Raw genomic sequence first — 11,309 nt, forward strand, 5'->3', positions numbered from 1 at the left:
GTATCTATCCGGCAGCATTATAAATCTGAGAATAATAACAATGAGAGATAACAAGAAAGATGGAACAACTATGTCCATCACCAAAGCTACGCTACAAATGCTAGATGAAGAACGAGTACGGCACGGTAAAAATACTGGGAAACCTATGTCCCGTTCAGAAATGGCACGACTCCTTATTGCAGAGAGTATTTGCCGAAGAGTTAATTGTGAAGGTAATCGAGTATCAGACCCGTACACGCTCATCAAATTGAAGACTGAGCAACTGCAAACTGAAATTAATGCTCTTGTAGATACTGCTGAGAAAATGAGTAAGGAGGTTAAAGCAAATGAGCCTATCTGATGACATTAATGATTTTAGCCATGCTCCCATGCGTGGTGACATTGAAGTTGATTCCTACAATTTGCCTGAATACTCAGTAGGTATGAATGATAATGGTGAAGCCCTCTATTCATTCAATGGTCTGGAAATGACAGAAGCACAGCGGGATTCTCTATTTGGAGTCTCTGAAGAAACATGCACCATTGAGCAAGAGCATAACCTAGACACCTACGTTGAAAGCACAGAGAACGATGAAAGCAATCAACACCCAATTTATTCAAAGCTGGACACCATTAATAAAGCAAGCGGTGACGTAGGCCAATTCTATTCTGATGCTCTATTCAACAATGACCATGAAGCTATGGCCTCTGTGTCTAATGCAACTGGTATGGAGCAGGATGAAATCAATTCTTATGCCTACGCTGTTCTAGCCGACATTTCAAATGAGCTTGGCGCTGATTATAACCAGATGGTTGAAATGCTTGAGCAAGACATTTCCCACATTAAATCTACTAGGTCAGAGGCCGGATACAAAGTCCTAGACTCTGCAATTAAGAAAGCATTCAAAGGCGATTACCAAGGGGCTATGAGTCTCTGGGATGGCTACCGTAAAATTATCTATAAGAACAAATAAGACCTATCAACATGAACACCAAAAAGATTACTAAAGAAGACCTCTCCCTTGAGCTGTTTGACGAAATTAACGCACTCAAGGCCCAAATCCGATTCCTTGCACAACATAGCTCCGCTCCAATGGCAGCATTCGCAGCAGCAGGTTATAAGGCATCTGTAGCTTATCAAGAGGAACAGCAGCAGAATGCTTATGATCGTAAGCTCGATAAGCAGTATGAAGAAGACATTAAGGCCCTCAAAGCATGGGCACAGGATTACTATTTCTGCTTTGCCAATGCAGAGGATGCGGAAAAGTATGTAGATGAACAATGGGAATACATCTGCAAGGCCCGTAACAGTGAACATGGCCGCAATCATTATTACCAATACCAAGAACCAAGCTATGAGCAACTGTTCAAAGCAATGAAGGACATGGCATACACAGCCGGTAATCTGGATGCTTCAGATAAAGATAAGAGTATCGCAATGGCTGCCCTGCCTGTTATCCGTGAGAAAATGAAGGCATTCATCGAGCAAGAAACAAAGGTGGAATAACCATGTACGTCACTCAGAATCAGTACACCTTGTTTAAGCGTATTCAGGAACATGCAACTCTAGTCCTTGGTGAGCGCCCACAGAAATTCCAATTGAAAGATAAGCTGTTGGGCCATTACCTATCAACGCTTGAGCTGAACACCTCAGAACAAATCATGGCTCTGGTTCGTGAGCTATTCCCTGCAAAAGTAAAAGAAGAAGAGAACGAGGGGGAGTAATCCCTCTCTTTATTGAATTATGAAAAGCAAAGAACGACAACTATTTGAAGAAATCCAAGCAGCATTTAATACAACCCCATTGCTGAAGGATGAAGTTAAGCACCTCTATTTCAAGGCTGGTGTGCAAGAAGTATTGGATTTTATGGCTCATAAAGTCTCTCAGATGGAGCGTGAGCATGTGTCTTAATAGTCATGTTCCAGATCCCCCTAAGCCGCCAGCTCCACCTCCTGCACCAGCAGAAGCCGCAGAAGTGCAAACTGGTGTTAGTGATAAAGGTGTAAAGCGTAAAGCCAAACAGGCTCAATCTGTGTTCTACCGGAATAACAATGGAATTTCTATTGGTGGTAACACAGGTTCAGGGATGAACATTGGAGTAAGTAATTGAAGCAATCAGTAAGTGGTATTTATCAAAAACTAAAAGGTACTCGGGAAGCCTATGTAACCAGAGCAAAGAGCTGTGCAAAACTAACTATCCCGTCTCTATTTCCAGAAACAGATAGTAATGGTGAGACATTGTATGTCCCTTATCAGGGAATTGGCGCAAGGGCTTTGAAGAGTCTTGCATCCAAGATTCAGCTATCTCTATTCCCGCCGGAAAACTCATTCTTTCGTCTTACCGTTGAACCGACCGAACGTGAAAAGCTAGGTGTAGATTCACAAGGTAAACTAGACCAAGCATTGACCCGCCTTGAACGGATGGTGAATGATTATCTTGAATTGAAGAACATTAAGAACACAGCCTTTGAAGCAATCAAGCAGCTTATTGTTTCTGGTAATGCTCTTATTTACATGGGCAAAGAGTCATTCAAAATGTTCAGGCTAGATAAGTATGTAGTTCAGCGGGACATGATGGGAGAGGTAGAGCTAATTATTGTGGAAGAACCTGTATTTAAAGCTGACCTCCCCAAGTCAATTCAAAAGCTGATTACTGATGATGATCCCAAACAGAAAACAGTGAAGGTCTACACCTGTGTTCGCCGTCAGAAAGGTAAATGGGTATCAGACCAATACTTGGAAGATGTATTGATTCCCAGCTCTCACGCTGAATACGCTATTGGCCGTTGCCCTTGGATTCCCCTTCGCATGGTACAAGTCAGCGGTGAAGATTATGGCCGTTCCTATGTGGAAGAACACATTGGCGATCTCTCTTCCCTTGAGACACTTTCTAAAAGTATGTCCGAGTCAGCAAAAGCAGCCGCTCGGATTGTCTGGCTGGTACGTCCCAACGGGATTACAGATTTGAATGCGCTGAACAGAGCGAGGAACGGGGCCTATGTAGCGGGCAACCCTGAAGACCTTGTATGCCTGCAATTTAATAAGCAAGCAGACATGGCTATTACCAAGACTGAAGCAGACGAGATCCGGCGTGGTATCTCTCAAGCCTTCCTGATGCAAAGCTCCCTACAGCGTTCTGGTGAGCGAGTAACAGCAGAAGAGATCCGAACTCTGGCTAGTGAGCTGGAACAGGTTCTAGGCGGTGTCTATTCGCTCCTGAGTATGGAACTGCAAATGCCTATCGTCAGTGTCGCTATTGGTAGGCTTGAAGCTGATGGAGTGATCCCGTCATTCCCCAAGGGCACATTCAAACCGTCCATCGTCACTGGTGTAGATGCTTTGGGCCGTGGGCAGGACTACCAACGCCTTGTAACAGCTATGAACACGATGGCCCCTATGGGTGAAGCAGCAATGACGGCTGTAGACATGGGCGAGCTCTGGAGTCGTGTTCTAGCAAGTCTCAATGTCCCAGAGCGTGGCCTTATCAAGTCAGCCGAACAACTGGATAGCGAGAGGAAGCAAGAGCAAGCAGCACAGCTTATGCAGGTTATGGGGCCTCAAGCTCTACAGATGCAGGCACAACAGCAGTAAACACACGCTCCTACGTGAAATCTTCAGGGGGATTACCTTATCCATTCTGGAAATCTCGCGTAGGAGCGCGTTATAGATGGCCTGTTGACCTGGCTACGACCTCAAATCCCAAAGACACACCGAATAACCCCTTACCCAAGAATGAGCCAATCCCTTTGGCTACAACATCACACGCTTCTTTATGTCGTGCCTTTTCTGCTGCTCTTGCTTGCCTATTGGTTTAAGCGTGTGAGGCAGTAAGAGAAGGGACGGCAGGAGAGGCACAACATAAAGGAAACCAATAAATGAAAACTAAAAACACCCAAACTGTAGAACTGTGCTCCACCGTAGTTGAAGTCCGTATTTTTGATGGCATGTATTACCTGAATGATCTTCACCGTGCCTACTGCAAATTGAAAGGTATTACTAACCGTAAAGCAGCTCCCTTCGATTGGTATTCATGGCACGTTGATACTCTCGGGGCTGAACTCATTGAACTGGACACTATCAAGTCAGGGAATGAGAAGCCTATGGGTACTTATACTAACCTGCTTGGCCTTGCTGCTTATGCCTATTACCTTGACAACAAATCTTATGTGTCTGGCACTGATTACGACATTGGTGAATTTACATTGGCCCCTAGCTATGAATACTACAAAGATTACGAGAAAGCATCTGAGCAACTGGATCACGCCGTAGAAATGGCAGACAAGAATAAAGCCTACAAGCAAGAAATTATGGACGCTATTTATGATCTTGTTGGTGCAGGTGAAATCTGGGACGTTATTGATGAAGGTAATACTGAATTGGTAGCCATGCTGATTAGCTGGGCATCATTTAAGGTACGCTCCCGTAAGAGTGCAGAATACATTATCAAGAATCTCCCCAAGGCTTGCACAAACTTCCGTGAGCTTCTGGGTAAAACACAAGCGTAAGAAATAGAATCTGGGGCTAGGAAGGTGATTCCTCTTGGCCCCTATCAAGGATGAACATGAACCTACATCATAAAATTTACCTCATGTTCCCATCTCACTTATAAAAACAAAGGAAATAAATAAATGAAAAAAGACATGCTTGAGAAGAAGCTACAAGAGCTGCACAGCGAATTGATTGAAGTAACCACTGAATGTATTCGTGATCCAGATGTTCGCAAACCAGCACATTTACAAGTGGCTTTGAACCTGCTGAAGCACAACAACATCATGCTTGCCGCTGGTGCTAATACCAGTGAGTTTGACAAGCTAGTTAATTCCCTTCCTGACTTCACAGAAATTCCCACTTACCAATAAAAAGGAACGTCCCCACTCAAGGATGAACATAAACAATGAACATTAAATTTAACAACAAAGATTATTCTATCCGTCAGAATGAAGACGGGCTTTATTCCCTAAACGACATTGAACAAGCATGGCTTGCTGAAGGTGGTACAGGCGGGCAACTGCGCCACTGGAAGGACACACCAGAGGTTCACGACATGATTGCAGATTCCGAAATTCGGATAGTTGTAAAAATGGGCGGAAAAGATACGCCATGCCGAGGGACATGGGGTTGTGAAGAGGCTGTAATTGAATACGCTTCCTATTGCTCCAAGGAGTTCCGCCGAGCAGTACGTAAGGCATTTATTGAGCTGACCAAGGGAAACATCTATAAAGCTGCTGCTATTGCTGAATCTGTAGCTGTGTCTCCTGAACTGCTGGATAAGTACGAGAAGACACGACAGGAAATGAACGATACGATTAAGGAATGCGGAGGTTCTATGGGCCGCCATGCCTTCAGTAATTACCACCGTTTGGCCTGTAAGGGAGCTACTGGTTATGTCCCATCCGTCCTGACTGGTAAGAATGGGTCAACTAAGGATTATTTGGCTGAAGCTGAATGCCCTGAAGCTCTCACTGCTGTTATTGCTTCTATGGACATGGTTAAGATAGGGCTTAAAGTTGGCCTTGATTATCACCAGATTGCAGCAATGCTCCACGTTGAGACTACTAAGAACACAAATTACCTTGCTTAGGGACTCGCCATGAATAACCCCTGACTATAGAATAAGATTCTATAAGAGGGTCATTTGCTCTACTCATAGATAACATTACTACTATGGCTGGATGAATCTATTAGACTGTCCAGCAGAGTAATGTAAATAATAATAAATGTAGATCATCCAACGTTGTTAACCTTCCAAGACCTTATTCATGTTTCCTTTGGTCTTCTTGGTATCTTTCTATTCGATAGCCCCAGAGCGTATCTAGGGCATCGAGATTTCTTCCCCTTGGGTCTACAGGTTCTTCCTGTAGGTCTGAGGGTTTTTTACGGTCATTTTTTCTACCGTTGTTAACAGTGAATCCTATTCGGTGAACAGGGTCAGGAATTGCTGCATGTCGGGAGAGGCTATCATGGTCTCTACTGCCTGAAGCTGGTGCTTGTAGTCGTACCCAGAGGAATAGAGGCCATACGACATGGTGAGCCCCTTCTTGCTGTGGCCTACGATAGCGGCTGTAACATCCTCTGGAACACCTGCACGGTGATAAGCGGTGATAGCCATTCCACGAAAGCTGTGAAAGCCCTTTGTCCGGTCACGGTTTCCAAGAGCTTTCCCCTTGAGCCGTCCGAACTTGTGAGACCATACTCCAGCGGCTTTACTGCCTCTGCTACCAACCCAGACACCTGCAATCACTATCTCTTTCAGCTCTGCCCAAATAGCAGCAGGAAATGGGATAGCACGAATTGAGTTAGTGGTTTTGCCTTTCCTGATTCTGACAAGGTGAACCCCATTGTTAACCTCAAAATCGTCAGCCGTCAGAGCAACCAGCTCCCCTATCCGGCAACCAGTCAGTAGACCAAATTTGCTTAGGATCTTCAGAGGATAATCGGCATGTTTCAGGATCTTAACCATTTCCTCAACGGTGAAATCCACATACGACTGTGATCCACCTGTAGAGCGCACATTGGCATTCTTGAATGGATTATCCCCTGATGCGTTCTTGCGTAAGTAACACCATTCCCATAACAGGGATAACGCGCTGAGGTAGCCTACACGGGTGCTGTCGCTCTTGGCATCTTCCAATGACTGAAGCCATAGGGTAACGTCTCGGCGTTCAATGGCGGAGATTCTGGGGTCTTTCTTGCGCATGAATGAACAGAGACTATCAGCCCCATTGCGCATCTTACTGAGAGTTGCCTTTGCCTTACGCTTGGCTGGGTCTTGCTTGTTATCGAAGTCGAGGTAAGCATTCACTGCCTCTTTCAGCGTTATCTCATACTTGGCTGCAATAACCTTCTCGCCTCCGAGTACATACCGGATCGCGTCCGCTTCAACTTCATCACCCCGAGCCAATGAGTTCTCAACGTCATAGGCATCATAGAGGTCTTCATGGATGATCTCGGCCCTCTCGTTACCCTGCCAGATAGTTGTAGGGAGCTTCTGCTGGGATTCGCGTACAGCCTCCTGAATCTCTTCAATCATGGCGTTGAAGCGTGACCTCTTAGGCTCTTGGGCCATCTGGTCAGCAAGTAGTTTGAACTGGGCTAGAGCGGCATCCCGCTTGATGATGGCTTCCCTGAGATCTGAGGTCTCTAGGGTCTTAACGTAGACAGTCTTGCCCCTGAAGAAGGGATGGTTATGAAGAATTTTAGGCACATGCCAGTGAATGAACCAACGCCCAGCGCGGCTTGTAAGAGCGTAAGTTGTACTACGGCTTTTCATACGGTCTCCCCCTGTGCTAGAGTGCGAACCGTACCATAAACCGGACAAAGCGGCGAACATAAACCACTGATTAATAAGGGATTCAGAGAGTTAGAACACCACGAAGAAGATAATGAACTTCATGGTAATGACTCGGGTGACCTTGATTTAAGGGCGCGAATTATATCAGAACTTTGTGGCCAGCGCCTACTGGATGAGCGTTTGCTCACATTCCCCCACGCAGTGTTTGCTGTGCAGCGCCAATCTTGCGTATATTCCCGACCCTGCACCCCGGCACCACTTCTGGCGACAGACCGATACGATGAAGACCTATATCTACTACCCCGGCATGGAGGTACGTGACGAGCTCTGGCTCAAGTTTGCCCTGCTCTATCTGGAGCGGCTCGCCTTTGTCTTCACCGTCAGCGAAAAGAGCGGTCTCACCGCCCTGCAGCAAACCCTCGAGCAAGAGACCGATCTGCTGGCCGAGCGACCCGATGCCGCCTTCTTTGCCGCCATCACTCCGCAACTCGAAAGCCAGTTAAGCGGTTTGCTTGCCCCCAATTTTGTCCGTCACAAGGTGTTTGGCAACAAGGAGCTGGTCACCCGCTGGCGTCAGGGGGCCAACCACGACTGCTTCTGCCCGGATCAGTCGGGACTGGAGCGGCTGCACGGCTTTTGCCTCAACCATGGTTTTGCCAGTCGGGATCAGGGGGGGATCAGAATGGCACGGCGCTTTGCCAATCTGCTCTCCATGCGTCTCGCCCGTGAGTGGGCACTCGCCAATGACGGGGCGCTCATTACCGATCACGACTATTTGGACCGCCTGCTCCATCTGCTCGAATCCCGCTACCACAATCGCGGCGGTCAGGATTGCTTCCACCTCGAGATCCCGTTGCAAGTGCCCACTCACCTAGCCGACATTCCGTTTGCAGAGCTGATTGCCCTGCGCGGGCGCAGCGGCTTTCGCCAACAGCTGGCCGAATTTCATCTGGCCCTCGACAACCTGCTCGCCATGCTGGGTAGCGGCTATGCCGACCCGGCGGCCCTGACCCGCTTTGAGCAGGCTCAGCAAGGGCTCAATCAACTGCTCGGGCCCGAGACCCTCAGCATGCCACTCACCACCCTGGTCAGCACCAGCCTGCCCGCCGTAGCGATGCTCCACCAGTTAAAAGCGAGTCACCCCGAAAGCAACCTCATCTTCCATCCCATCAAGAAGAGCCACTTTCACCAGCGCAAGAGCCAGCACTTCTTCACCCGGCTCGGCCATCTGCGCCAACCGGGCTGAACCGGCGGAATGAAAAAGGGGTTGGCATCTGCCAACCCCTCTCGTTATCTGCGGCCTACCAATCATCACCACGGTGATTGGCCCGCTCTTGCGCCTTCCTGCGCGCCTCCATCGCCCTGTCACGGCGGATATTGGAAGGGGTACAGGCAAACTGTTTCTGATAACAACGTACAAAACTCTCGGAAGCGGGTTCGAAAGGTGAATAGAACCCGGTACGTTCAGGAGAAACATGGTGATCACCATGATTGGTAGTGGCACAGCCCGAACTCATCAGCACCAGCAAGGGACACAGAACACGCAGCAAAAGAGAACTCCCGATTGGATTTGAATGAACTCGCAATTATTCAAAAATTAATTCATCCAATCAAATATTGATGCATTTCAAATAGTTAATTACATTCACCTCAATGGCTGTCGGCAAAACGATCAACGGGTGATGGTGCTGGCATCACCGTCAGGATGCACCACGCGAAACTCGATGCGATCGCTGTTGCCTGCTTCATCCACCACCACCAGCTGATAACGACCCGCCACACTCAGCACCTGATCCCCGTCCCAGCGCAGTCGCTGGCCGTTGAGAAACCAGGCCGACTTGCCGACACCGCCCAGCACCTTGGGCTGCAACCGATAGCGCTGGCTGCGGATAAGGTTGCCCTCCCCCAGCGCCACGATACGAATGGGGGCCTGCAGCTCGGCGCTCTGCCCTTCCCCAGCACAACCACTGGCAAGCAGCGCCTGACGCCGCTCGCCGGGGGACCGCCACGGCTCCAGCGACAATGGCCAGAGGGCCCGAAAGCCGGATTGCGCCGCATCGGGGCAACGGGCCAAGGTCGGCTTGCCCGCGGCGGTCAGTGCGACCTGGCGCAGCGGCGAGGGCCAGTCCATGGGATCCGGCAAGGTGGGAGGATCACGCCCTTCCAGCAACCAGGCACTCTGACGCTGCAAACAGGCTTCAGGCAGGGTCGCGCTGGCCTTGCGTCCCAGCGGCCAGCAGATCTCGGCTTCGCTCACCGTGTTGGGTTGTGCCGGCAGAGAGCTGTTGTCAGCCAGCCGTGAGTAGACAGAGAGCAGCAGCGGCACAGCTGCACTCTGACCGTAAAAACCGGGCATGGGGGTACCATCGGGGCGTCCCAGCCAGACGCCGATAGTCCAGCGACCGGAGACCCCCATCGCCCAGCTGTCGCGATAGCCATAGCTGGTGCCGGTCTTCCAGGCCAGTCGATTGACCCGGCCGGTCGCCTCACTGGCAAAAGGCTGATCAGCCCGTCCCTGCGCGCTCAATATTTGCCAGATGATCCAGGCAGCCCCTGGGCTCAGCAGGGGGCGCGACACCGCCTGCTGCCCCGCCAGCCAGACCGGCATCGCCACCTGCCCCTGCCGGGTAAGCGCACTGTAGAGCGCCACCAGCTGCTCAAGCCGGATCCCCGCTGCTCCCAGCGCAATGGCCGGATTGGGTTTGTCGGAGAGCGCCAGCCGCACTCCGGCGTTGTCGAGGCGGCTGACCAGTTTATCCGGCCCGAGCGCCTCCAGCACCTGCACCGCCGGCACGTTGAGGGATTGCTGCAGCGCCTGGGCCAGGGTCACCGGCCCCTGAAAGGCGCCGGAGAAATTGGCGGGGCGGTACTCCGAGCCCAGCCTTGGCGCATCGGAGAGCAAGGAGGCCGAGTGCACCAACCCTTCATCCATGGCCAGACCGTAGATGAAGGGCTTGAGGGTAGAGCCGGGGGAGCGGATCGCCTGCACCATGTCGAGGTAACCGTGGCGGCGCAAATTGCCATACTCGGCGCTGCCCACATAGGCGCGCACCGCCATGGTTTTGTTATCTACCAAGAGCAACGCCGCTGAGGTCTGCTCAGGGAAGCGCCGGATATAGCTCGCCACCCGCCCCTCCAACCAGCGCTGCAGATCGCCGTCTATGGTGGTGTGCACCAGCGCCCCGGCCTGATTGTCCGCGGCGAGACGGGCAAACAGCGGCGCCTCCATCGGCGTGAAGTGGCCGCGAGCCAGTACCGGCTCGATACGCCCCTCCAGCCACACCTGTTCGGGCCAGACGCCTTGCGCTACCAGCCGCTGCATCACCTTGTCACGGGCGGTGCGGGCCCGCTCGGGATGGCGGTCCGGCCGGTTGCGGCTGGGAGCCTGCGGCAACACCGCCAACAACGCCGCCTCGGCATAGGTCAGCTTGGCGGCGCTCTTGCCGAGATAGGCAAAACTTGCCGCCTGCACCCCCTCCAGATTGCCGCCAAAGGGCGCCCGGTTGAGGTAGACGGTGAGCAGGGTGCGCTTGTCGAAGTGCCACTCCAGTTGCAGCGCGCGCGCCATCTGGCGCAGCTTGCCGGGCACGCTCCTGTGGTAGGGCTCGATAAGGCGCGCCACCTGCATGGTGAGGGTCGAGCCGCCCGACACGGCCCGCCCGTATCGCAGCCACTGCCAGACCCCGCGCACCATGGCCACCGGATTAACCCCGGGATGACGCCAGAAGTAGCGATCCTCGTAACCCAGCAACGCCTCGATATAGCGGGGGGAGACCTGCTCCAGGGTCACGGGGTAGCGCCACACGCCGCTGGTATCGGCAAAGGCGCGCAGCGGCCGCCCTTTCATGTCGAGCACCACCCGTGCGTAGGCGGGGTCGAGTGGCGGCGGCGGGAAAATCCGATCCAGCGCCAGCAATGACAGCAGCAGTGCGACAACTCCCAGCACCGAGACACGCAGCCAGCGTGGCAAACGACCAAGCCAGCGCCAGCCAGCGCGGCCAGTGCGACCCAATTTCAGCCAGCCACGCTGCCAGAAAG

The 11,309-nt window shown here is 51.4% G+C and carries 13 protein-coding genes; 11 read left to right on the forward strand and 2 right to left on the reverse strand.

Annotated elements, in window-relative coordinates; translation table 11 throughout:
- Window positions 1-70: 70 nt before the first annotated feature.
- The 10 genes from I6L34_RS02370 to I6L34_RS02415 all read left to right on the forward strand — a co-directional run bounded on the left by I6L34_RS02370 (window position 71) and on the right by I6L34_RS02415 (window position 5,561).
- Window positions 71-340, forward strand: a complete 270-nt coding sequence (locus I6L34_RS02370) for a hypothetical protein (protein ID WP_216955500.1) — start codon at window positions 71-73, stop codon at window positions 338-340.
- A complete protein-coding gene (locus I6L34_RS02375) occupies window positions 327-953 on the forward strand; it encodes a hypothetical protein (protein ID WP_216955501.1) in 627 nt (208 codons plus the stop codon). The genes I6L34_RS02370 and I6L34_RS02375 overlap by 14 nt, the downstream gene beginning before the upstream one ends.
- An 11-nt stretch (window positions 954-964) precedes the next feature.
- Window positions 965-1,486, forward strand: coding sequence for a hypothetical protein (locus tag I6L34_RS02380; RefSeq protein WP_216955502.1), 522 nt, complete (start codon window positions 965-967; stop codon window positions 1,484-1,486).
- A 2-nt stretch (window positions 1,487-1,488) separates the two neighbouring features.
- A complete protein-coding gene (locus tag I6L34_RS02385) occupies window positions 1,489-1,704 on the forward strand; it encodes a hypothetical protein (protein ID WP_216955503.1) in 216 nt (71 codons plus the stop codon).
- Window positions 1,705-1,723: 19 nt separating this feature from the next.
- The gene (locus I6L34_RS02390; RefSeq protein ID WP_216955505.1) at window positions 1,724-1,891 is read left to right on the forward strand and encodes a hypothetical protein; all 168 of its coding nucleotides are present in this window, start codon (window positions 1,724-1,726) and stop codon (window positions 1,889-1,891) included.
- Window positions 1,881-2,090 (forward strand): hypothetical protein, encoded by a 210-nt coding sequence (locus I6L34_RS02395; RefSeq protein ID WP_216955507.1) that lies wholly within the window; start codon window positions 1,881-1,883, stop codon window positions 2,088-2,090. Before I6L34_RS02390 ends, I6L34_RS02395 begins: the two co-directional genes overlap by 11 nt.
- Window positions 2,087-3,571, forward strand: a complete 1,485-nt coding sequence (locus I6L34_RS02400) for a portal protein (RefSeq protein ID WP_216955509.1) — start codon at window positions 2,087-2,089, stop codon at window positions 3,569-3,571. The genes I6L34_RS02395 and I6L34_RS02400 overlap by 4 nt, the downstream gene beginning before the upstream one ends.
- A 284-nt stretch (window positions 3,572-3,855) precedes the next feature.
- The gene (locus I6L34_RS02405; protein WP_216955511.1) at window positions 3,856-4,485 is read left to right on the forward strand and encodes a hypothetical protein; all 630 of its coding nucleotides are present in this window, start codon (window positions 3,856-3,858) and stop codon (window positions 4,483-4,485) included.
- Between the two features lie 123 nt (window positions 4,486-4,608).
- Window positions 4,609-4,839 (forward strand): hypothetical protein, encoded by a 231-nt coding sequence (locus I6L34_RS02410; protein ID WP_216955512.1) that lies wholly within the window; start codon window positions 4,609-4,611, stop codon window positions 4,837-4,839.
- A gap of 35 nt (window positions 4,840-4,874) precedes the next feature.
- A complete protein-coding gene (locus I6L34_RS02415) occupies window positions 4,875-5,561 on the forward strand; it encodes a KilA-N domain-containing protein (RefSeq protein ID WP_216955514.1) in 687 nt (228 codons plus the stop codon).
- A 330-nt stretch (window positions 5,562-5,891) separates the two neighbouring features.
- Here the strand turns inward: I6L34_RS02415 and I6L34_RS02420 are convergent, their stop codons facing one another.
- A complete protein-coding gene (locus I6L34_RS02420; RefSeq protein WP_216955516.1) occupies window positions 5,892-7,250 on the reverse strand; it encodes a tyrosine-type recombinase/integrase in 1,359 nt (452 codons plus the stop codon).
- 301 nt (window positions 7,251-7,551) lie between these two features.
- On the opposite strand from I6L34_RS02420, the gene I6L34_RS02425 reads away from it, so the two are divergent.
- Window positions 7,552-8,517, forward strand: coding sequence for a hypothetical protein (locus tag I6L34_RS02425; protein ID WP_151286302.1), 966 nt, complete (start codon window positions 7,552-7,554; stop codon window positions 8,515-8,517).
- A gap of 426 nt (window positions 8,518-8,943) precedes the next feature.
- Here I6L34_RS02425 and pbpC read toward each other — a convergent pair whose 3' ends face one another.
- Window positions 8,944-11,289 carry a penicillin-binding protein 1C gene (gene pbpC / locus I6L34_RS02430; protein ID WP_254202959.1) on the reverse strand — a complete coding sequence of 782 codons (2,346 nt, stop codon included), beginning with the start codon at window positions 11,287-11,289 and terminating at the stop codon, window positions 8,944-8,946.
- Between the last annotated feature and the right edge of the window lie 20 nt (window positions 11,290-11,309).

The sequence above is a fragment of the Aeromonas sp. FDAARGOS 1404 genome (assembly GCF_019047085.1).
Taxonomy (GTDB): Bacteria; Pseudomonadota; Gammaproteobacteria; order Enterobacterales; family Aeromonadaceae; genus Aeromonas; species Aeromonas veronii.

Excerpts from the sequence above, each read along its gene's own strand:
- I6L34_RS02380 (WP_216955502.1), top strand. The coding sequence starts at position 965 with ATGAACACCAAAAAGATTACTAAAGAAGACCTCTCCCTTGAGCTGTTT.
- I6L34_RS02425 (WP_151286302.1), top strand. The coding sequence starts at position 7,552 with ATGAAGACCTATATCTACTACCCCGGCATGGAGGTACGTGACGAGCTC.
- I6L34_RS02375 (WP_216955501.1), top strand. The coding sequence starts at position 327 with ATGAGCCTATCTGATGACATTAATGATTTTAGCCATGCTCCCATGCGT.
- I6L34_RS02385 (WP_216955503.1), top strand. The coding sequence starts at position 1,489 with ATGTACGTCACTCAGAATCAGTACACCTTGTTTAAGCGTATTCAGGAA.
- I6L34_RS02415 (WP_216955514.1), top strand. The coding sequence starts at position 4,875 with ATGAACATTAAATTTAACAACAAAGATTATTCTATCCGTCAGAATGAA.
- I6L34_RS02395 (WP_216955507.1), top strand. The coding sequence starts at position 1,881 with ATGTGTCTTAATAGTCATGTTCCAGATCCCCCTAAGCCGCCAGCTCCA.
- I6L34_RS02420 (WP_216955516.1), bottom strand. The coding sequence starts at position 7,250 with ATGAAAAGCCGTAGTACAACTTACGCTCTTACAAGCCGCGCTGGGCGT.
- I6L34_RS02405 (WP_216955511.1), top strand. The coding sequence starts at position 3,856 with ATGAAAACTAAAAACACCCAAACTGTAGAACTGTGCTCCACCGTAGTT.
- I6L34_RS02390 (WP_216955505.1), top strand. The coding sequence starts at position 1,724 with ATGAAAAGCAAAGAACGACAACTATTTGAAGAAATCCAAGCAGCATTT.
- I6L34_RS02410 (WP_216955512.1), top strand. The coding sequence starts at position 4,609 with ATGAAAAAAGACATGCTTGAGAAGAAGCTACAAGAGCTGCACAGCGAA.
- I6L34_RS02370 (WP_216955500.1), top strand. The coding sequence starts at position 71 with ATGTCCATCACCAAAGCTACGCTACAAATGCTAGATGAAGAACGAGTA.